Source organism: Streptomyces sp. NPDC091387, assembly GCF_044756945.1.
Lineage (GTDB): Bacteria > Actinomycetota > Actinomycetes > Streptomycetales > Streptomycetaceae > Streptomyces.
Genome location: NZ_JBIVTZ010000012.1, coordinates 48,313 through 69,212 on the forward strand (window position 1 = coordinate 48,313; position 20,900 = coordinate 69,212).

The window sequence follows — 20,900 nt, forward strand, 5'->3', positions numbered from 1 at the left end:
CGCTGCCCTACTTTCCGAAACCGAAGGAGTCGGCGCCCTGCACCTTGGCGCGCAGCCGCTTGCCCTTCTCCGTGGCCTGGTCGTTCAGTTCCTTCTGGAACTCGACCATGCGGGCCTGCAGCTCGCTGTCGTGGGCGGCGAGGATACGGGTCGCCAGCAGGCCCGCGTTGCGTGCGCCGGCGACCGAGACGGTGGCGACGGGGACGCCTGCGGGCATCTGCACGATGGAGAGCAGGCTGTCCATGCCGTCCAGGTACTTCAGCGGGACCGGCACGCCGATGACCGGCAGCGGGGTGACGGAGGCGAGCATGCCGGGCAGGTGGGCGGCGCCGCCCGCGCCCGCGATGATCGCCTTGAGGCCGCGGCCCGCGGCGTTCTCGCCGTACGCGATCATCTCGTGCGGCATCCGGTGGGCGGAGACGACGTCGACCTCGAAGGGGATCTCGAACTCGTCGAGGACCTTGGCCGCCGCCTCCATGACGGGCCAGTCGGAGTCGGAGCCCATGACGATGCCGACGACCGGTGCGGTGGAGGGGGAAGTCATTCGGTGATCGTTCCTCGCAGGTAGTCGGCCGCGTGCCGGGCGCGCTCGCGCACGTCCGCCAGGTCGTCGCCGTAGGTGTTGACGTGGCCGACCTTGCGGCCGGGCTTCACGTCCTTTCCGTACATGTGGATCTTGAGCTGCGGGTCGCGGGCCATGCAGTGCAGGTACGCCTGGTACATGTCCGGGTAGTCGCCGCCGAGGACGTTGCTCATGACCGTCCAGGGGGCGCGCGGGCGCGGGTCGCCGAGCGGGAGGTCGAGGACGGCCCGGACGTGGTTGGCGAACTGCGAGGTGATCGCGCCGTCCTGCGTCCAGTGCCCGGAGTTGTGGGGGCGCATCGCCAGCTCGTTGACGAGGATGTGCCCGTCGCGGGTCTCGAAGAGCTCGACCGCGAGGTGGCCGACCACGCCCAGCTCGGCCGCGATCCGCAGCGCGAGCTGCTGGGCCTCGCCCGCGAGGCGCTCGTCCAGCTCGGGGGCGGGGGCGATCACCGTGTCGCAGACGCCGTCGACCTGGATCGACTCGACGACCGGGTAGGCGACGGCCTGGCCGTGCGGCGAGCGGACGATGTTGGCCGCCAGCTCCCGTGCGAAGTCGACCTTCTCCTCCGCGAGGACCGGGACGCCGGCCCGGAAGGGGTCGGCCGCGTCCGCCTCGGAGCGGACGACCCAGACGCCCTTGCCGTCGTAGCCGCCGCGCACGGTCTTGAGGATGACGGGGAAGCCGCCGACCTCGTGGGCGAAGGCCGCGGCGTCGGCCGGGTCCTTCACGATGCGGTGGCGGGGGCAGGGCGCGCCGATCTCGGTGAGCTTCGCGCGCATCACCCCCTTGTCCTGGGCGTGCACCAGCGCACCGGGGCCGGGGCGCACGGGGATGCCGTCCGCCTCCAGGGCCCGCAAGTGCTCGGTCGGCACGTGCTCGTGATCGAAGGTGATCACGTCACAGCCGCGCGCGAAGGCACGCAGCGTCTCCAGGTCGCGATAGTCGCCGACGACGACTTCGTTCACGACCTGGGCCGCCGAGTCCTGCGCGGTGTCACTGAGGAGCTTGAACTTGATGCCGAGGGGGATGCCCGCCTCGTGGGTCATACGGGCGAGCTGACCGCCACCGACCATGCCGACTACCGGGAACGTCACTCCTCCAGGGTATCCGCACGCCCCGGGGCCGCCCGACGACGGCCTCCGCGGGCGCCCGCGCGGGGACGCCGGTGTCACAGGCTCGCCACACCTGTACCGGTACGCACGGGCGGCCGGCGGGCGGGCTGGTTAGCATGGCCGGGTTGACGGAACCCGAAGACGAACCGACGGACACGAACCGACAGACGGGCTGAGCAATCACCATGAGTGAACGGGGCGCACTGCGGGCCCGGCTGGATGTGCTGGCCCGGGAGATCGCCAAGTTCGGCGTGGTCGGTGCGGTCGGTCTGGTCGTCAATATCGCGGTATCCAACCTGCTGTGGCGCTACACGGACATCCCGACGGTCCGGGCGGGCCTGATGGCCACGTTCGTCGCCATCCTCTGCAACTACGTCGGCTTCCGCTACTGGACGTACCGGGACCGCGACAAGAGCGGCCGGACCAGGGAGCTGACGCTGTTCCTGCTGTTCAGCGCGGCGGGGGCGGTCATCGAGACCGGGGTGCTGTACGCGGCGACGTACGGGTTCGGCTGGAACAGCCCGGTCCAGAGCAACGTCTTCAAGATCGTCGGAATCGGTGTCGCGACACTGTTCCGCTTCTGGTCGTACCGGAGCTGGGTGTTCAAGGCGCTGCCTGACAAAGAGGCCGTGCTGAGCGGGACGGCGGAAGCGGGGGCCGTGCCGGCGCCGGCGGGTCCGGCGGCGGCCGCGGGTCCGGTGCCCGTGCCGTCGCCCGTCGCGCGGGTCGAGGCGGACGCGGCGCGGCGGTAGCGGGCGGATCGGATCGACGGCCCGGGGTCACTCGGGGCGGACGCCCGGTCTCACCTCACCGGGCGTTCCGGTTCTTTTCTGTTCAGGGCCACCCGGCTGAGGAACAGGGCGAAGACCGGGGGCTGCTGCTGGAGCAGCTCCAGACGGCCGCCGTCCGCCTCCGCCAGGTCCCGGGCGACCGCGAGGCCGATGCCCGTGGAGTTGCGGCCGCTGATGGTCCGCTCGAAGATCCGCGCCCCCAGGTCGGCGGGGACTCCGGGGCCCTCGTCCGTCACCTCGATGACCGCCTGGTTGCCGGTGACGCGGGTGCGCAGGGCCACCGTGCCGCCGCCGTGCATCAGCGAGTTCTCGATCAAGGCGGCCAGCACCTGCGCGACCGCGCCCGGCGTGCCGACGGCTCGCAGCCCCTGCTTGCCGGAGCGGACCACCGCGCGGCCCTCGCCCCGGTAGGCCGGGCGCCACTCCTCGATCTGCTGCTTGACGACCTCGTCGAGGTCGAAGACGACGGCCGAGCCCGTCCGCGGGTCGCGGGCGTTGGTCAGCAGCCGCTGCACCACGTCCGTGAGCCGCTCGACCTGGGTGAGGGCGATGTTCGCCTCCTCCTTCACCGTCTCCGGATCGTCGGTGACGGAGATCTCCTCGATCCGCATGGAGAGCGCGGTCAGCGGTGTACGGAGCTGGTGGGAGGCGTCGGCGGCGAGCCGGCGCTCCGCGGTCAGCATCCGGGCGATCCGTTCGGCGGAGGAGTCCAGGACGTCGGCGACGCGGTCCAGCTCCGGCACCCCGTACCGCTTGTGGCGCGGGCGCGGGTCGCCGGAGCCCAGGCGTTCCGCGGTCTCGGCGAGGTCGGTGAGCGGCGAGGCCAGCTTGTCGGCCTGGCGCACGGCGAGGAGCACGGCGGAGACGATGGCCAGCAGCGCCACCGCGCCGATGATCATCAGGGTGCGGCCGATCTCGCGGGTGACGGCGGAGCTGGACTCCTCGATGGTGACCTTCTCGCCGTGCTCGCCCACCTCGGTGGCGCTGATCACGCTGCCGCTGGGGCGCTCGCCCACTTCGATGGGGGCGCGGCCGGGCATCTTCACCAGGGCGTAGCGCTTGTCGTCGACCTGTTCGGCCAGCACGCCGGGGTTGATCCGCTCGGCGCCCAGGAGCCGGCTCTCGATGACGCTGATCACGCGCAGCGCCTCGGAGTCCACGCTCTCCTGGGCGCTGCTGCTGATGGTGCGGGCCTCGACGATGACGAGGGAGACGCCGAAGACGGCGATCACCACGAGCACCACGGCGAGGGTGGAGTTGATCAGTCTTCGGCGCATGAGTTTTTCTGTACGTCAGCTCTTCTCGAAGCGGAAGCCGACGCCCCGGACGGTGGCGATGTAGCGCGGATTGGCGGCGTCGTCCCCGAGCTTCTTGCGGAGCCAGGAGATGTGCATGTCGAGCGTCTTGGTGGACGACCACCAGGTGGTGTCCCAGACCTCACGCATCAGCTGGTCGCGGGTGACGACCCGGCCCGCGTCGCGGACCAGGACCCGCAGCAGGTCGAATTCCTTGGCGGTGAGCTGGAGTTCCTCGTCGCCCATCCAGGCCCGGTGCGACTCGACGTCGATCCTGACCCCGTGGGTGGCGGGCTGCGGGGCGGGCTCGGTGGCGCCGCGGCGCAGCAGGGCCCGGACCCGGGCCAGGAGTTCGGCCAGCCGGAAGGGCTTGGTGACGTAGTCGTCGGCGCCGGCGTCGAGGCCGACGACCGTGTCGACCTCGTCGGCGCGGGCGGTCAGCACCAGGACCGGCACGGTGTGGCCCTCGGCGCGGAGCCTTCTGGCGACTTCGAGGCCGTCCATCCCGGGCAGTCCCAGGTCGAGTACGACCAGGTCGATGCCGCCCTGGAGGCCGGCGTCGAGAGCGGTCGGACCGTCTTCGCGGACCTCGACCTCGTAACCCTCCCGACGCAGGGCGCGGGCCAATGGCTCCGAGATGGATGCGTCGTCCTCGGCGAGCAGTACACGGGTCATGGGGTGATGGTAGTCCGCGGAGCGGACGAGGAGTGAGGTGATCCAAAGGCCCTGCGGGTCTGCGTCCTGTTCATGACCAGACCTTCGAATGTGGGAGCGCGATGGCACTCCGACCTGTGATTCATGTCTCAAGTCCTTTCATATCCAGTTCTGTCGTGTCGTATGGTGTATCGACGCCTGTTGCACTACTCAAAGACCTTTGGGCAGCTATGAGCGCCCGGGGTCTCTTTTGTGTGCGGGGCTGGTACCCGCCAGTCCGGAAGTTTTCAGTGAATGACCTGTGGGCCGGGCCCGGAACGCCAATGAAGGCACCGGGTGTGGATCCCGACGTGGTGGGCGTACCCGCGTCGGTGCCGGCCTCCCCCCACCGGGCGCGTACCGCCGCACGAGGCGCCGCGTCCCGAGCAAGCAAGGATCGACCATGGCGTCCAGCCTGACGAAGGACCCTGCCAGTCCCCCTGGCGCAGAGAAGACCTTCCTCGGCCATCCCCGGGGCCTGGCCACGCTCTTCATGACCGAGATGTGGGAGCGCTACAGCTTCTACGGCATGAAGGCACTGCTCCCGCTGTACCTGATCGCCCCCGGCGGCATGCACATGAGTGCCACCACGGCGACGGCGATCTACTCCGTCTACATGGCGATGGTCTACCTGCTCGCCATGCCCGGCGGCTGGATGGCCGACCGCTTCTGGGGGCCGCGCAAGACGGTCGCCATCGGCGCCGGTGTCGTCATCCTCGGTCACATCACGCTCGCGCTGCCCAACGCGGCGTCCTTCTTCGCGGGCCTCGTGCTCGTCGCGCTCGGCTCCGGCCTGCTCAAGGCGAACATCTCCACGATGGTCGGCCACCTCTACGACGGCCCGGAGGACCCGCGCCGCGACGGTGGCTTCACGCTCTTCTACATCGGGATCAACCTCGGCGCCTTCCTCGCCCCGCTGTCCATCGGGACCATCGGCGAGAAGGTCAACTGGCACTTCGGCTTCGCGCTCGCCGCGATCGGCATGGCGCTGGGCCTCGCCCAGTTCCTGCTCGGCTCGCGCCATCTCAGCCGGGAGAGCGATGTCGTCGCCACTCCGGCGACGGCGCAGGAGAAGAGCTCCGTCCTGCGCAAGGGCCTGGTCTGGCTGATCGTCGCGACGGTCTTCTACGGTCTGCTCGCCGTCACCGGCAACTTCGCCGACTGGGCGCTGCTGCCGATCACCATCGCCGGTCTGGTCATCCCAGTGGCGGTCCTGGTCCGGATGAAGCGCGACAAGGAGCTGACGGAGACCGAGCAGTCCAAGCTCTCGGGCTACATCTGGTTCTTCGTGGTCGCCGCCGTCTTCTGGATGATCTACGACCAGAACGGCTCGACCCTGTCGATCTTCGGTGAGAACTCGACCACGAACAGTCTGTTCGGGTTCGACTTCCCCACGTCCTGGTACCAGTCGCTGAACCCGATCTTCATCATGGCGGCGGCTCCCGTGGTCGCCTCGGCGTGGCTGTGGCTGAACAAGCGCGGCAAGGAGCCGAGCACCGCCGTCAAGTTCGCCTCCAGCCTCACGCTGATCGGCATCTCGTTCGTCGTCTTCATGATCCCGCTGATCGACACCGCGGCCAACGGCGGCAGGGTCAGCCCGATGTGGCTGGTGGCGATCTACTTCATCCAGACCGTCGCGGAGCTCTGCCTCTCGCCGGTCGGCCTGTCGGTCACCACGAAGATGGCCCCGGCGAAGTACAGCTCCCAGATGATGGGTGTCTGGTTCCTCGCCGTCACCGCGGGCGACTCGCTGACCGGTCTGCTCACGTCCCCGCAGCTCGACGTCAACCTGAACACCTCGGCCGCCGTCGCGGTCGAGGCGGTGCTCGCGGTCGTCGCCGGCTTCGGCATCTGGATGTACCGCAGGAAGGTCACGAAGCTCATGGGCGACGTGCACTGACCTCGCGGCTCCGCGTGGGGAAGGGGCCTTCGCACCGTTCGGTGCGAAGGCCCCTTGCGTTGTGCCGTGCGGGACTCAGCTCACCGGCCGGACCGCAGCCTGCGCCACGGGGTGAACGTGAACACCGCGCCGCCGAGCAGGATCGCCGTGCCGGCGACCAGGCCGAGTGCGCGCAGGGCGCCGTTGTCCTCGGCGCCGGTGGCCGCGAGACCGCCGGAGGCCGTGCCGCCGCCCGCCGCCGCCGCTCCGCCGGAGCCCGCGGTGTCACCGCCGGACGCGCCGCCCTGCTGGGCGGTGGTGTCGAGTTCGAGCGACGCCTTCACGGCGCCCTTGACCGTGCACGGGATGTTGATCTTCGAGGTGCCCAGCGTGACGTCGATCGTCAGGTTGCCGGGGGTGAGCGTGGACTTCCCGGAGGCACCCGGCTTGTACGTGCCGGTCATGTCGGTCAGGCTGACCGGCTTGTTCAGCTTCAGGGGCTCGGGGTTCGCCGGCCCGGTGGCCTTGACGGTGCCCTTGTCGGAGCCTCCGATGACGATCTGCATGGACGGCTTGAGCGCGCCCGCGGGCAGATCGGCGGGGCTGTCCATCACGCCCTTGGCGGTCTTCACCGTGAGCGCGTAACTCCCGCCGTTCTTCTTGGCGTTGATCGTGACCTTGGTGGCGATGCCGTTCGACGGACCGGGCGACTGGCAGGTGTAGTTCACGACGACTTCCTTGCCCGGGAAGTCCGTGGCGCCGCCGGAGCCCCCGGTGGAGCCGCCGGCGTCCGCGCCACCGGCTGTCGTACCGCCGGCCGTCGTGCCACCGGAGGTCGTGGTGCCGCCCGCGTCCGTACCGCCGTCGGCCGTGCCACCGGCCGTCGTACCACCGGCGGTCGTGCCGCCGGCGGTCGTGCCGCCGGCGGTCGTGCCGCCGGCGGTCGTGCCGCCGTCCGTGCCTCCGCCGCCGTCCGTGACCTTGATCGTCGCGCCCGGCTTCACCGTCTCCTTGGGGGAGCACTTGGTGTCCGTGGAGATCGGCTTGGAGACGTTGAGGTTGTACGCGTCCGGCGTCAGCGTGAGGTCTCCCGCCTTCTCCAGCTTCAGCGAGCCCTTCATGTCCGACATGATCATCGGACTCTTTTTGGGGATCGCCGGGTTCTCCCGCGGCCCCTCCATCTTCAGGTCGCCGGTCGCGGCGCCGCCCAGCTTGATGGTGCCGGTCGGCTTGACGGTGTCCTTCTCCAGATCGAGAACATCAGGGTTGTCGGAGGCGCCCTTGACCGTCTTCCACACCACCTCGACGGTGTCCCCGACCTTCGCCTCCGCGGGCGCGGTCAGCTGCACCTGGGTGGTGCCCTGTACGGCCGGCAGTCCGGAGATGGCCGGGGGTATGCACTCCGTCTTGTACGAGATGTCGGCGGCCTGGGCCGGGCCGGCGGACAGCAGCATGCCCGCCCCGCCGATCATCATCGCGACTCCTGCCGCGACCGTCCTGCGTTGCGTACTCACGAATGTCCCTTCGTCGTCGGTCTGTGCTCTGACGGTGCGGAATCAGGGGTGAACCACGGCAGCGCGGCCGTGGTGGTGCTCGCGGCCGCCCCGGGCGCGGGGCCCTCGGACGGCGCGGGCGTCCGCCGCAGCCTCGGCAACCGGGCTGTCACATCGGCGAACCTGTCGGGGGCCCGGCGCGACCGGGACGCCGCGTGCGCGGAGCGCGGGCGCACCTTGTCGACGACCGCCATGCCGATACGGAACACGGCGGCGGGCACGACGAGGCAAAGCAGGATCCAGAAGAGCGTCACGCCCCAGGGGCGGCCGACTCCCCACGGCTGTTCGGCCAGCACCTTCGTCCCGTACTTCAGCGAGACCTGGTAGTCGCCGTGGGCGCCCGCCGTCAGCTCGACGGGCAGCTCGATCCGCGCCTTGCGGCCGGGCTCGATGGTGCCGCGCCACTCCCGCTCCTCCCACTGCGGGGCGTAGACGCCGTGTGCGGTGCCGACCTGGAAGACCGGGTTCTTGACCGCGGCGGAGCCCAGATTGCCGACGGTCAGGACGAGGCGGCGCGACGCCGGGGCGCCGAACCAGGTGAGGATCCCGCTGTCGCCCTCCAGCCGGGTGGTGGCGAGCACGGCGAGCTTCCCGTCGCCGTCCGCCTTGGGCAGGGCGGCGACGGGGTGTCCGGCGACGACGAACACGGCGTCGGCCACGGCCTGGTCCCCGGTGACCGTGGCGACGTGCACCACGCAGGGGCAGGGCGCGGGCGGCTCCGCGACCGGCAGCTTCTTGGCGAACGCGCCCTTGGAGTCGGTGGTGACGGCGCGGCCGTCCGCGTTGGCGCAGGAGTTGGTGCCGCCGATCACGCCTCGGGCGGGGCTCGACTGCCCGCAGACCAGCATCATCAGCAGGGTGTCCGCCCGCCAGCCGCTGCCCTTGACGGTGATCTCGCCGCCCTTGCCCGCCTGCTTCTCGGAGAGCGTGACCGCCGGTTCGGGGTCCGCCGCGCTGCGGCCGGTGGCGTGGGCCCCGGTCGCGGTCAGCAGCAGGGCGGGCAGTATCGCGGCCAGCAGTACGGCGAACAGCGCTGCCGCCCGCCCGCGGCCGCAGCTCCGGAGTGCCGCCGGTCCGGTCCGTCCAGTCACGATTCCGCTCCCGCCTTCACCAAGTGCCTCTCGTCGGAATGCCGTTGATGGTCAGGGGACGGGACGGGCCCGTCCTCGTGCTCGCTCCGCCGTGCTCCTCGTCCGCGCCGGTGGGCGTACGTGCCCGCGGCGGCCGCGGCCAGGAGCAGCAGCGCGCCCCCGGTCACCGGAAGCCACGGGACGAAGAGCGCCGGGGCGGTGGCCTCGCCGTGCGCGCCGCCCGCCGCCGTGACGCGCAGCCGGACGGTGGCGGAGTCCAGGGCGGGGGTGTCCCGCCACGGTTCGGTGAGCCGTACCCGCTGTCCGGGCAGCAGCTCGACGGGCAGGGTGCGGGCGTCGCGTCGCAGCAGGCTGCCGAACAGCCCGTCGGCGCTGACGGCGAGACGGGGCGCAAGGACCGCGTTGCCCCGGTTGACCAGCGTGTAGTGGATGGTCCGCCCGGACACCGTGACGTCCTCGACCGTGAGCGCGGCCAGCGTCGGCCCGCCGACCCGCAGCTGGACCCGGACGCCCACCGAGCGGCCGCCGCTCTCGGCGACGATCGCGCCCGGGTGGTCACCGGGCAGCGCGCCCTCGGGCACGGTGACGGACACGGGCACCTCCGCACGGGTCCGGCCGGGCACGGTCACCTTGGTGGTGGCCGTGCGCAGCCAGGCCCCGGTGCCGGTGGAGCCCCGCGCGCCGCGTACCGCGAAGCCGCCCTTCGCGGTGTTGTACGCGTCGGCGCCGCGCAGCCGTACGGTCACCGGCTCCGGACCCGGATTGGTGACCGAGAGGCGGTCCTGGAGGACGCTGCCGGGCAGGCCCTCCAGGTAGAAGTACGGTCTGCCGCCGTCCCGGCCGGCGCCGTCCGTCGCGGGCTGCGCCGTCCACGCCGGGGCGGCCGGGTGCTCGGTGGCACCGGCCGCCGCGGCCGGGGCGACGGCCCACCACAGGGCGGCGAGCAGCGGTACGGCAAGGGCGAGTCGGGTGGCGTGACCGGTCAACGGCGGCATGGGCGGCTCCCTGGTGCGTGACGGCGGCGGCGGTGAGCGGGGGTCAGCCCGTGGCCCGCTGCCCGCGCCTGGTCAGCCACAGCACTCCGGCCGCGCCGGTCAGCAGCACCGTGCCGCCGAGCGTGCCGAGCGCCACCGCCGAGTCGAGCGGGCCGGTCTTCGGCAGCGAGCCGCCGGTGTCCGGTGCGCTCTGCGCGCCCCCGCCGCCGCCCGCGGCCTTCACGTCGAGGGAGAGCGAGGGGCCCGGGTTGTTGGACGGGGTGCAGGTCGTCGTCGTACCGAGTGCCTTGATGGTCAGCACCCCGGCGGTGAAGTCGACCTTCCCGCTCTTCTTCGGGGTGTACGTCCCCGACAGATCACTGATCTTGATGGGGCTGTTGGCGGGGATGGCGGCGGAGTTGGCCGGTCCCGACACCTGGAGCTGCCCCGGGTCCGCGCCGCCCACCTTGATCACCGCGCTGGGGTTCATCGCGCCCTTGCCCAGTTCGACCGGGCTGGAGGAGACGCCCTTCTGAAAGGACATCGTGAGCTTGTAGCCGCTGCCGCTCTTGACGCTCTTGATGTCGATGGGCGACACGGCGGCCTTGTCCCCGATCGGGGTCTTGCACTTGTAGTTGACGTCCACGACCGTCGCGTGAGCGGCGGGCGCGGCCATCAGCACCACCGCCCCCGCCAGCCCGGACGCCAGCGCGAGAGCTGTTCGCTTCTGGTACGACACCTCGAGTTCCCCTCATGCCGGGAGTCGCCGTGCGCCGCTTCCGTGCGGCCCAAATAGCTGACGACACATCAGATTGGGCGCTCAAGGTACGCCCGGCGCCTTGTGGAGGGAAGACAAAGAGCGCGCCGATCCGGCGCGCTCTTCGAGGGGCGTGGAGCCCGGGGGTACGGCCCCCGGGGCGGGCGGGCAAACCCGCGTGCGGCTATACGGGGGCGGCCAGCTCCGCCCAGACGGTCTTGCCGGGTGCGTCCGGTACCCGTGCGACTCCCCAGTCCAGGCAGAGCCGCTGCACGATGAACATGCCGTGCCCGCCGGGCCGGCCGGCCCGGTGCGGAGTGCGCGGCGCGGGCTGTCCCGCGCCGCCGTCGACGACCTCGACCCGCAGCGCCTTCGGTGTGCGCGCGATACGGAGCTCGTCGGGGCCCTCCGCGTGCAGGCACGCGTTGGTGACCAGCTCGGAGACGACCAGCAGGACGTCCTCCGCGGCCGCACGGCGGTCGGCGGTCGAGGCGGGGAGCCAGCCCCAGTCGTGGAGTGCCTGACGGGCGAAATCCCGGGCCGTCGGCACGATGCCGCTGACCTGCCGCAGCGACAGCGTGCGCCACTGCCGCTCGGCGGACCCGTCGGAGGAAGCGCCGGCGCCCGCGTCCGCGCGTGTGCCCGCGTCGGTAGGCGCACCCACGCCTGCGTCCTCCGGCTCGCGGCCGAGGTCGCCCGGCGGATGCTGCCGGGTGGTGCTCATCAGCGCTTCACCTCACCGATTCACCATGTCGCCATTGAACAGATACGAATACAGATACACATGCAGGCACCGGGCGGATACGGAGCGTGCAGCTCGCCGAGGGGCCGCCGGGGTGTCTCCTGCCCGGCCGAATCGTGACAACACCCACTTCGCTACGCGGATCGCGTGACGCGCGCAACACATGAGGTTGGCGGGGTGGTGGAACACACCACGATCAGTCGTCCAGGGCCTCTTCGAGGGAGCCGTGAACGGTGAAAACCGCCTCGGCCCCGGTGATCTCGAACACCCGCGCCACCACGGGCAGCATTCCGGCCAAATGGACCCCTCCCCCGACCGCCTCCGCCTTGAGGCGGGCACCGAGCAGCACGTTCAGCCCGGTGGAATCACAGAACTCGAGTTGCGAGCAGTCCACCACCAGGCGCGCGCGCCCTTGCTCGACCGCGCTCTCCAGGGGCTCACGCAGCAGATCGGCCGTGTGGTGATCGAGCTCACCCACCGGCGTCACAACCTCGCTGCGGCCCACGGTCCGGGCCTCGACCTGAAGCCGACCCCGGTTCGCACTGCCGACCGTCCCGCGGTCCATGCCCGTCCCTCTTCGCCGATCGTCACTGTCTGCATCACCGTGCATGCAGATGCGTTGCACCTGTCGCTGACGTTGTTAAAACAGTACGCGTTCTGTGCGCCACGCGGTAGCCGAAGACCTCAACAAACCGGACATATAGCGGTAATTGGAGCTTGTAACGACCCACAGGGACCGGGTAAGGGTAGGGGGACACCCAAAACATGGCCGGCTTTGGAGGCGCCGCTTTACCGCAGGAACACGTATGGGCATCGGCAGCCATATGCCGAGAACGATGGAGGAGACCATGTCACCCCGGCTCGACGAACCGCGTACCCACAACGCGACGTCAGCATGTCCTCAGGGACTGACCGAATCAGACTCCCCTGCCGCGGCCGTCCTGGACGGCACGCGCGACAGCACCACCAGCAGTGACCACAGCGACACCACCGGCGGACTCGTGGAGCTTCCCGAGATCCCGCCCTCCTCCGAGATGGGGCCGCTGGACGCCAGGGCGCTCTCCAAGACGCTCTTCGCCCGGCTCGAGTCCCTCGAAGAGGGCACCCACGAGTACTCCTACGTACGCAACACGCTCGTCGAGCTGAACATGGCCCTGGTCAAGTTCGCCGCCTCCCGGTTCCGCTCCCGCAGCGAACCGATGGAGGACATCGTCCAGGTCGGCACGATCGGCCTGATCAAGGCGATCGACCGGTTCGAGCTCAGCCGCGGCGTCGAGTTCCCGACCTTCGCGATGCCGACCATCGTCGGCGAGATCAAGCGCTTCTTCCGCGACACCAGCTGGTCCGTGCGCGTGCCGCGGCGCCTGCAGGAGCTGCGGCTCGACCTGGCCAAGGCGGGCGACGAGCTCGCCCAGCAGCTGGACCGCGCGCCCACCGTGGGCGAGCTCGCCGACCGCCTGGGCATCAGCAAGGAAGAAGTCGTCGAGGGCATGGCCGCGAGCAACGCGTACACCGCGAGCTCGCTGGACGCCAAGCCCGAGGAGGACGAGAACGACGGCGCGCTGGCCGACCGGATCGGCTACGAGGACCACGGGCTCGAGGGCATCGAGTACGTCGAGTCCCTGAAGCCGCTGATCGCCTCACTGCCCGGCCGTGACCGGACCATCCTCTCGCTCCGGTTCGTCGCCAACATGACGCAGTCGGAGATCGGCGAGGAGCTCGGCATCTCGCAGATGCACGTCTCGCGGCTGCTCTCCCGCACCCTGGTCAAGCTCCGCAAGGGCCTGACGCTGGAGGAATGAGCGGTCACCTCGCGACGCGCTCGCGAGGGCTGCCGGACAAAGGACCTGCCCCGACAGGGGGCAGGTCCTTCCGCGTTGCCGACGTGACGTCAGCCCTGCTGCCGGGCGCCGGTGCGCTCGCCGCCCCGCCAGACCTCGTGCACCAGCGGTACGCCGGGCCGGTAGGCGAGGTGGACGTGGCTGGGTGCGTCGAGGACGACCAGGTCGGCGCGGGCCCCGGGACCGATGCGCCCGACGTCGGTACGCCGCAGCGCCGCGGCGCCGCCCGCGGTGGCGGACCAGAGGGCCTCGTCGGGGGTCATGCCCATGTCGCGGACGGCGAGTGCGACGCAGAACGGCATGGACGAGGTGAACGAGGAGCCCGGGTTGCAGTCCGTGGAGAGCGCGACGGTGGCGCCCGCGTCGAGGATGCGGCGGGCGTCGGGCCAGGCGGCGCGGGTGGAGAACTCGGCGCCGGGGAGCAGCGTGGCGACGGTGGCGGACTGGGCCAGGGCGTCGATGTCGGCGTCGGTGAGGTGGGTGCAGTGGTCGGCGGACGCCGCGTCGAGTTCCACGGCGAGCTGGACGCCGGGGCCGTGGCCGAGCTGGTTGGCGTGGACGCGGGGGTGCAGGCCCTTGGCCCGGCCCGCGGTGAGGACGGCCCGCGCCTGGTCGCCGTCGAAGGCGCCCTTCTCGCAGAAGACGTCGATCCAACGGGCGTACGGGGCGCAGGCGTCGAGCATCGGACCGGTGACCAGGTCGACGTAGCCGGCCGGGTCGTCGGCGTAGTCCGGGGGGACGATGTGGGCGCCCAGGAAGGTGACCTCGTCGGTGTGGCGGGCGGCGATGCGCAGGGCGCGGGCCTCGTCCTCGACGGTGAGGCCGTAGCCGGACTTGGTCTCGAAGGTCGTGGTGCCCTGGCGCAGCGCCTCCGCGAGGTAGCGGGCGACGTTGGCGTCGAGCTCCTCGTCGGTGGCGGCGCGGGTCGCGGCGACGGTGGTGCGGATGCCGCCCGCGGTGTAGGCCCGTCCGGACATCCGGGCGTTGAACTCCTGGGTGCGGTCGCCCGCGAAGAGGAGGTGCGAGTGGGAGTCGACGAAGCCCGGGATCACGGCCCGGCCGGCCGCGTCGACGGCGTTGTCAGTGGCGGGTGCTTTGCTGGATTCACCGGTCCAGACGACCCGGTCGCCCTCGATGACGACGGCCGCGTCCTGGATCAGTCCGAGGGGGGAACTGTCACCGAGGGAGGGGTCGTTGGTGACCAGCGCGGCGATGTGGGTGATGGCGGTCGTCGTCATCGGGGGACTGCTCTCCTTGCGTGTCGGCTTCGGCGGGGGCGCGGGGCCGGGCGGCTCCCGGGGAGCGCTCAGCGGTACAGGGCCGCGATGGCCTTCGCGAGTGCCGCGGGGACGTCGGGGACCAGCGTGTGGTGTCCGTCGCGCACGATGTGCCGTCCGGCGACCACCGTATGGCGCACATCGGCCGCGGAGGCGGCGAATACGGCTGTTTCGGCAGCCAGCCTGGGGACCGGCCCCGCTGTTCTGACGGAGTCCAGGGCGATGGTCGCGAGGTCGGCGGGCGCGCCCGGTTCGAGGATGCCCGCGTCGGGCCGGCCGAGGGCCGCATGGCCGTCGGCGGAGGCGGCACGCAGCAGTGCGGAGGCGGTCCAGTGGCCGCGGGTCCGGGTGCGCAGGCGCTCGTTGAGCTCCATCGCGCGGGCTTCCTCGAAGAGGTCGATCACGGCGTGGCTGTCGCTGCCGAGGGACAGCGGGGAGCCGGCGTGCTGGAGGGCGGCGGCGGGGCCGATGCCGTCGGCGAGATCGCGTTCGGTGGTCGGGCACATGCAGGTGCCGGTGGCCGTGGAGCCGATCAGCGCGATGTCCTCCCCGGTGAGATGGGTGTTGTGGACGCCGGTGGTGCGCGGGCCGAGCACCCCGTGGTCGGCCAGGAGCCGGGTGGGGGTGCAGCCGTGGGCGGCGAGGCAGGCGTCGTTCTCCGCGGTCTGCTCGGAGAGGTGGACATGGAGCGGCGCCCGCCTCTCTTGCGCCCACGCCGCGACGGTGGCGAGCTGGGCCGCGGGCACGGCGCGCACGGAGTGGACGGCGGCGCCGATCAGGGCGTGTTCGTCGCCCTTGAGGAGGGAGGCGCGCTCGGCCCAGGCGTCGGCGGTGGTGTCGGAGAAGCGCAGCTGGTGCCGGTCGGGCTTCAGGTACTGGGAGGGCCTGCGGCCGAACCCGGCGGCGAGGTAGGCGGTGTCCAGCAGGGTGATCCGGATGCCGGCCTCGCGGGCGGCCGCGATCAGGGCCGTGCCCATCGCGTTCGGGTCGTTGTACGGGGTGCCACCGGGCGCGTGGTGCAGGTAGTGGAATTCGCCGACCGCGGTGATGCCGGCCAGCGCCATCTCGGCGTACACCGCGCGGGCCAGTTCGTAGTACGTGTCGGGGGTGAGGCGGGACGCGACCTGGTACATGGTCTCGCGCCAGGTCCAGAAGGTGCCGGAGCCGACCTGGACGGTGGAGCGCAGGGCGCGGTGGAAGGCGTGCGAGTGGGTGTTGGCGAGACCGGGCAGGGTGAGCCCGCGCAGCACGGTGGCGCCGGGCGGCGGGGTGCCGGCTCCGGTCCGCACCCCTGCGATCAGCCCGTCGGCCACCTCCAGGAGGACATCCGGTTCGACATGGGTGCCGAGCCAGGCATGGGAGAGCCAGTACGTCACGGGGGCCTTCGTCGGCTCCGTCGTCATCGGCACGCGAGACCTTCCAGTACATCGGCGAGTGCGATCACCCCGGCCACGCAGTCGTCCTCGGCGGCGTGCTCGGCCGGCGAGTGCGAGATCCCGGTGGGGTTCCGGACGAACAGCATGGCGGTAGGGGCCGAAGCGGACAAAATACCCGCATCGTGTCCCGCTCCGGTGCCGAGCACGGGGGCGGCGCGACCGTCCCCACGGGTGGCGGCACCCTTCAGGATCGTGCCCAGCTCGTCGCGCAGGTCGTGCTGGAACTCCACCACGGGCGTGAAGGACTCCCGTACGACGTCCAGATCGATACCGGCCCGTTCGGCGTGTTCCCTGGCGGCCCGCTCGATCCCGGTGACGACGGTGTCCAGGGTGTCCTGGTCGGCGGCCCGGGAGTCGAGCCAGCCGCGCACCAGGGAGGGGATGGCGTTGACGCCGTTCGGCTCGACGGCGATCTTGCCGAAGGTGGCGAGGGCGCCGGCCAGCTGCGCCTCCCGGCGGGCGGCCAGCACCGTCTCGGCGTACGTGAGCATCGGGTCGCGCCGGTCGGCGAGCCGGGTGGTGCCCGCGTGGTTGGCCTCGCCCCGGAAGTCGAACCGCCAGCGTCCGTGCGGCCAGATCGCGGAGGCGATGCCGACGGGGTCGCCGGTGAGGTCGAGGGCGCGGCCCTGTTCGACGTGGAGTTCGACGAACGCGCCGATCCGGGCGAGCCGTTCGGGGTCGGGTCCGATGGCGTCGGGGTCGTACCCGGCCGCCTCCATGGCCTGGGGGAGCGTGACGCCGTCCCCGTCCCGCAGCCGGTGCGCGGCCTCGGCGGTCAGCTGCCCGGCGGCGAGCCGGGAGCCGACGCAGGCGAGGCCGAAGCGGGCGCCTTCCTCGTCACCGAAGTTGGTGATCGCCAGTGGCCGGGTGAACTCCGCTCCCCTGCCGCGGAGTTCGTCGAGTGCGGCGAAGGAGGAGACGACACCGAGCGGGCCGTCGAAGGCGCCGCCGTCCGGCACCGAGTCCAGGTGCGACCCGGTGACGACGGCGTCCCCGGCCAGGGGGTCGCCGAGCCAGGCCCACTGGTTGCCGTTGCGGTCGGTCTCCAGGGTCAGCCCGCGCGCCTCGGCCTGCGCCCGGAACCACGTACGGCAGTCGGTGTCGGCGGAGGTCCAGGCGTAGCGGCGGTAGCCGCCGCTGTCCGGGTGCCGTCCGAGGGGAGCGAGCTCCCGCCACATGTCCTGGAAGGACAGCGTCGACCGGGATCGGTCCGGCGCCGTCACGCCTCGCCCTCCCGCATCGGCACCCGCACGCCCTTGTCGGAGGCGACCGACTCCGCGATGTCGTACCCCGCGTCCACGTGCCGGATGACGCCCATGCCGGGGTCGTTGGTCAGTACCCGGCGGATCTTCTCGCCGGCCAGCTTCGTCCCGTCGGCCACCGTCACCTGGCCCGCGTGGATGGAGCGGCCCATGCCCACGCCGCCGCCGTGGTGGATGGAGACCCAGGACGCCCCCGACGCCACGTTGACCATCGCGTTGAGCAGCGGCCAGTCGGCGATGGCGTCGGACCCGTCGAGCATGGCCTCGGTCTCCCGGTAGGGGGAGGCCACGGAGCCGCAGTCCAGGTGGTCGCGCCCGATGGCCAGCGGCGCGGCCAGCTCACCGCTCGCCACCATGTCGTTGAAGCGCTCGCCGGCCCGGTCCCGCTCGCCGTAGCCGAGCCAGCAGATCCGGGCGGGCAGCCCCTGGAACTGGACGCGCTCGCCGGCCATCTTGATCCAGCGGTGCAGCGACTCGTTCTCCGGGAAGAGTTCGAGCATCGCCTTGTCGGTCTTGTGGATGTCGGACGCCTCGCCGGACAGGGCCGCCCAGCGGAACGGGCCCCTGCCCTCGCAGAAGAGCGGCCGGATGTACGCGGGCACGAAGCCCGGGAAGTCGAAGGCCCGCCCGTAGCCCGCGAGCCGCGCCTCGCCGCGGATGGAGTTGCCGTAGTCGAAGACCTCGGCGCCCGCGTCCATGAAGCCGACCATCGCCTCGACGTGCTTCGCCATCGACTCGCGGGCGCGCAGGGTGAAGTCGGCGGGCTTCTCGGCGGCGTAGTCGGCCATGTCGTCGAAGTCGACCCCGAGCGGCAGGTAGGCGAGCGGGTCGTGCGCGCTGGTCTGGTCGGTGACGATGTCGACCGGGGCGCCCTCGGCGAGCATCCGGGGCAGCAGCTCCGCCGCGTTGCCGAGCAGCCCGATGGAGAGCGGCTTGCGGGCGTCCCGTGCCTCGACCGCGAGCTGGAGCGCGTGCTCCAGGGAGTCGGCCCTCACGTCCAGGAAGCGGTGCTCGATGCGGCGTTCGATGGCGCGCGGGTCGCAGTCGACGCAGATCGCGACGCCGTCGTTCATCGTCACGGCGAGGGGCTGGGCGCCGCCCATGCCGCCGAGCCCGGCGGTCAGCGTGATCGTCCCGGCCAGCGTCCCGCCGAACTTCTTCGCGGCGACGGCGGCGAACGTCTCGTACGTGCCCTGGAGGATGCCCTGGGTGCCGATGTAGATCCACGACCCGGCGGTCATCTGGCCGTACATGGTGAGCCCGAGCGCCTCCAGGCGGCGGAACTCCTCCCAGTTCGCCCAGTCGCCGACGAGGTTGGAGTTGGCGATCAGGACCCGCGGGGCCCACTCGTGCGTCTGCATGACGCCGACCGGACGCCCGGACTGGACGAGCATCGTCTCGTCCTGCTTGAGCGTCCGGAGCGTGCGCACCATCGCGTCGAACGAGCGCCAGTCGCGGGCCGCCTTGCCGGTGCCGCCGTAGACGACGAGCTTGTCGGGGTGCTCGGCCACCTCGGGGTCCAGGTTGTTCTGCAGCATCCGCAGCGCGGCTTCCTGCTGCCATCCCAGGGCGCTCAGCTCGGTACCGCGCGGTGCCCGTACGGGGCGGGGTCCTGACATGGCAATGCCTCCTCGCGACTGTGAATTTTCTATTCACATCTTGATCGGCTGAATACCTCCAGTCAACAGGGCGGTGCGACCCGGACCCGGACGGCGTCATTCCGGTCTGCGGCAGGGCATTTTCCACCGCCACCTGCATGTACCTGTGGAAAATGCCAGAACCTCCACCGGGCGTGAGCACGTTGCGTAACCTCAGGGTCACAGCCGCACGCAGCGTCGGAGGGGAGTCCGCGTGCCCGGAATCGACGAGTGCCTGCTCGACGCCATGAGACTGCCCGGTGCCCGTGGTGCCGCCGTGGTCGACTGGACGAGCGGTCTCGCTCTCGGCACCATCGGTGACTCGCCCAACGGCGACCACGAGGCCACCGCCGCGGAGACGGCCGAGGTGGCACGGATGGCGGCCGAACAGCCCGCCTTCGCCCTGGAGTTACCTCAGCCGCCAACGGCCGTCGGCGGCACGGATATCACGGGGACGGGGTCCCCGGTCGAGGACGTCATCGTCACCACCCGGGCCGGGTACCACATCCTCCGGTTCGTCGAGACGGACTTCGACAGCAGTGTCTTCCTCCACCTCTGGCTGGACCGCGCGGAGGGCAATCTGGCCCTGGCCCGGATACGGCTGGGCGAGATGGCCGAGCGGCTGGTCCTGGCATGAGAACGACCACCCCCGAGGCAGCCCCCTCCCCCGCCGCCGTCCTCTCGCCCATGCTTCAGCGCCTCGCCGCGGAACGGGCCACCGGCGCCCTGATGCGCGACCGGGGCACCCTCTACCTCGCCGACGGCAAGGTGGTGCACGCCGAGAGCCCGGCCACGCCCGGTATCGACGTCCTGCTCACCCGGGGCGGCGCCCTGCACCGCGACGGCTGGTGGGACGCGGTCGCCCAGGCGGGGGCCGGGCAGCGGGTCGGCCGCTACCTCGTGGACAGCGGCCGGGTGGCGGGCGGCGCGCTGGAGCTGTGCCACCTGGGGGCGTTGTACGACGCGGCGTTCTTCGCCCTCGCCCCGACCCGGACCCCGGCCCGCTTCCGTTACGGGGTCGCCCACTGGATCGGCCCGGTCCGCCCCGTGCCCGTGGACGCCGTGCAGCGCGAGACGCTCCGGCGCCGGGAGCTGCTGGACCGGATCTGGCCGGAGGCGGTGACCGACAGCGCCCCGCTCGTGCGGACCGGCCGCCCGTTCGACTCCCCCGTACCACCGCGCCAGTACCGCGTACTGGAGCACGTGGACGGGGTGCGCACCGCGACGGACATCGCCCAGGAGCTGGGCAGGTCGGCGTTCCACACCCTGGTCGACCTCCGGCGGCTGGCCGCGTCCGGGCTGGTGGAAGCGGTCCGCCCGCCGACGGGCCCGGCCGCCTCCGCGGCCCCCCGGATCGAGCTGCCCGAGGTCACGGCCGACCCCGACGTCGCCCTGCTGCGCCGGCTCAGAGACGCATTGGAGGCCCTGTGATACGCGCGCTCAGACAGCGTGCCGGGAGGAGACAGCCGATGGTGCCCGAGGCCGAAGTCCAGGATGTCCTGGCCGAACTCCAGCGGCTGCGGGCGCGGGTGCCGCTCCTCGCCGGCGCCCTGGCGGCCAGCACCGACGGACTCGTTCTCGCCCATGACACCCCGGGGGTGGAGGCCGAAGGGGTCGCCGCACTGACCGCGGCCGCGCTCGGCGTCTCGATCCGGATGACGGAGGCGACCGGCCGGGGCGGCTTCCGCGAACTCCTCGTACGGGGCGAGACGGGCTACATCGCGGCGTACGCCGCGGGTTCGTCGGCCGTACTGACCCTGCTGGCCGAGGACCGGATCAACGTCGGCAGGCTCCATCTGGAGGGCCGCCGGGCCGGCGCCAGGATCGGTCAGCTCATCGACGCCGCACTGGAACGCACCCCGCAGCCCGCACCCGGGGCACGCCCACCGCTGCCACGCACCCCGCAGCAGCCGGGCACCCTGCCCCACCGCACGACATGAACCGCCCCCAGCTCTCGCACCCAGGAAACGGAAC

The 20,900-nt window shown here is 71.7% G+C and carries 20 protein-coding genes; 6 read left to right on the forward strand and 14 right to left on the reverse strand.

Going from position 1 to position 20,900, the window contains the following annotated elements:
* Positions 1-7 precede the first annotated feature (7 nt).
* A complete protein-coding gene (gene purE / locus ACIQM0_RS24780) occupies positions 8-544 on the reverse strand; it encodes a 5-(carboxyamino)imidazole ribonucleotide mutase (protein WP_401290312.1) in 537 nt (178 codons plus the stop codon).
* The gene (locus ACIQM0_RS24785; protein WP_401290314.1) at positions 541-1,680 is read right to left on the reverse strand and encodes a 5-(carboxyamino)imidazole ribonucleotide synthase; all 1,140 of its coding nucleotides are present in this window, start codon (positions 1,678-1,680) and stop codon (positions 541-543) included. The genes purE and ACIQM0_RS24785 overlap by 4 nt, the downstream gene beginning before the upstream one ends.
* 203 nt (positions 1,681-1,883) lie before the next feature.
* Between ACIQM0_RS24785 and ACIQM0_RS24790 the strand changes: the two genes are divergently transcribed.
* The gene (locus ACIQM0_RS24790) at positions 1,884-2,450 is read left to right on the forward strand and encodes a GtrA family protein (RefSeq protein WP_401290317.1); all 567 of its coding nucleotides are present in this window, start codon (positions 1,884-1,886) and stop codon (positions 2,448-2,450) included.
* Between the two features lie 50 nt (positions 2,451-2,500).
* Here the strand turns inward: ACIQM0_RS24790 and ACIQM0_RS24795 are convergent, their stop codons facing one another.
* A complete protein-coding gene (locus ACIQM0_RS24795; RefSeq protein ID WP_401290320.1) occupies positions 2,501-3,766 on the reverse strand; it encodes an ATP-binding protein in 1,266 nt (421 codons plus the stop codon).
* 15 nt (positions 3,767-3,781) lie between these two features.
* Entirely contained in the window at positions 3,782-4,459 is a 678-nt protein-coding gene (locus ACIQM0_RS24800; protein WP_018524728.1) for a response regulator transcription factor, read from the reverse strand.
* Between the two features lie 421 nt (positions 4,460-4,880).
* Between ACIQM0_RS24800 and ACIQM0_RS24805 the strand changes: the two genes are divergently transcribed.
* A complete protein-coding gene (locus ACIQM0_RS24805; RefSeq protein ID WP_401290322.1) occupies positions 4,881-6,377 on the forward strand; it encodes a peptide MFS transporter in 1,497 nt (498 codons plus the stop codon).
* A gap of 80 nt (positions 6,378-6,457) precedes the next feature.
* On the opposite strand, the gene ACIQM0_RS24810 is transcribed toward ACIQM0_RS24805, so the two are convergent.
* From ACIQM0_RS24810 to ACIQM0_RS24835, 6 genes are all read right to left on the reverse strand, one after another.
* A complete protein-coding gene (locus ACIQM0_RS24810) occupies positions 6,458-7,828 on the reverse strand; it encodes a hypothetical protein (protein WP_401290832.1) in 1,371 nt (456 codons plus the stop codon).
* A 38-nt stretch (positions 7,829-7,866) separates the two neighbouring features.
* A complete protein-coding gene (locus ACIQM0_RS24815; protein ID WP_401290325.1) occupies positions 7,867-9,000 on the reverse strand; it encodes a hypothetical protein in 1,134 nt (377 codons plus the stop codon).
* A complete protein-coding gene (locus ACIQM0_RS24820) occupies positions 8,997-9,995 on the reverse strand; it encodes a hypothetical protein (RefSeq protein WP_401290327.1) in 999 nt (332 codons plus the stop codon). Before ACIQM0_RS24820 ends, ACIQM0_RS24815 begins: the two co-directional genes overlap by 4 nt.
* A gap of 43 nt (positions 9,996-10,038) precedes the next feature.
* Positions 10,039-10,713: a peptidase gene (locus ACIQM0_RS24825; protein WP_363023847.1), complete on the reverse strand. Its 675-nt coding sequence runs from the start codon at positions 10,711-10,713 to the stop codon at positions 10,039-10,041.
* A gap of 202 nt (positions 10,714-10,915) precedes the next feature.
* A complete protein-coding gene (locus ACIQM0_RS24830; protein WP_401290330.1) occupies positions 10,916-11,455 on the reverse strand; it encodes an ATP-binding protein in 540 nt (179 codons plus the stop codon).
* Positions 11,456-11,669: 214 nt separating this feature from the next.
* Complete coding sequence (locus tag ACIQM0_RS24835) at positions 11,670-12,038, reverse strand: STAS domain-containing protein (protein ID WP_401290333.1); 369 nt, start codon at positions 12,036-12,038, stop codon at positions 11,670-11,672.
* Between the two features lie 283 nt (positions 12,039-12,321).
* On the opposite strand from ACIQM0_RS24835, the gene ACIQM0_RS24840 reads away from it, so the two are divergent.
* Complete coding sequence (locus ACIQM0_RS24840; protein WP_401290833.1) at positions 12,322-13,275, forward strand: RNA polymerase sigma factor SigF; 954 nt, start codon at positions 12,322-12,324, stop codon at positions 13,273-13,275.
* 89 nt (positions 13,276-13,364) lie between these two features.
* Here the strand turns inward: ACIQM0_RS24840 and hutI are convergent, their stop codons facing one another.
* The 4 genes from hutI to hutU all read right to left on the reverse strand — a co-directional run bounded on the left by hutI (position 13,365) and on the right by hutU (position 18,908).
* Positions 13,365-14,552, reverse strand: a complete 1,188-nt coding sequence (hutI, locus tag ACIQM0_RS24845) for an imidazolonepropionase (RefSeq protein WP_401290336.1) — start codon at positions 14,550-14,552, stop codon at positions 13,365-13,367.
* Between the two features lie 68 nt (positions 14,553-14,620).
* On the reverse strand, positions 14,621-15,994 hold the full coding sequence (locus ACIQM0_RS24850; RefSeq protein WP_401290339.1) for a formimidoylglutamate deiminase: 1,374 nt from the start codon (positions 15,992-15,994) through the stop codon (positions 14,621-14,623).
* Positions 15,991-17,205: an allantoate amidohydrolase gene (locus ACIQM0_RS24855; RefSeq protein WP_401290837.1), complete on the reverse strand. Its 1,215-nt coding sequence runs from the start codon at positions 17,203-17,205 to the stop codon at positions 15,991-15,993. Before ACIQM0_RS24855 ends, ACIQM0_RS24850 begins: the two co-directional genes overlap by 4 nt.
* A 41-nt stretch (positions 17,206-17,246) precedes the next feature.
* Entirely contained in the window at positions 17,247-18,908 is a 1,662-nt protein-coding gene (gene hutU, locus ACIQM0_RS24860) for a urocanate hydratase (protein ID WP_401290342.1), read from the reverse strand.
* A gap of 232 nt (positions 18,909-19,140) precedes the next feature.
* Here hutU and ACIQM0_RS24865 point away from each other — a divergent pair, with 232 nt between their 5' ends.
* From ACIQM0_RS24865 to ACIQM0_RS24875, 3 genes are read left to right on the forward strand one after another with little or no spacing between them, the layout of a single operon-like run.
* Complete coding sequence (locus tag ACIQM0_RS24865) at positions 19,141-19,563, forward strand: hypothetical protein (RefSeq protein WP_401290344.1); 423 nt, start codon at positions 19,141-19,143, stop codon at positions 19,561-19,563.
* A complete protein-coding gene (locus ACIQM0_RS24870) occupies positions 19,560-20,357 on the forward strand; it encodes a MarR family transcriptional regulator (RefSeq protein ID WP_401290347.1) in 798 nt (265 codons plus the stop codon). The genes ACIQM0_RS24865 and ACIQM0_RS24870 overlap by 4 nt, the downstream gene beginning before the upstream one ends.
* 38 nt (positions 20,358-20,395) lie before the next feature.
* Positions 20,396-20,866 carry a roadblock/LC7 domain-containing protein gene (locus ACIQM0_RS24875; RefSeq protein WP_401290350.1) on the forward strand — a complete coding sequence of 157 codons (471 nt, stop codon included), beginning with the start codon at positions 20,396-20,398 and terminating at the stop codon, positions 20,864-20,866.
* Positions 20,867-20,900: the final 34 nt, after the last annotated feature.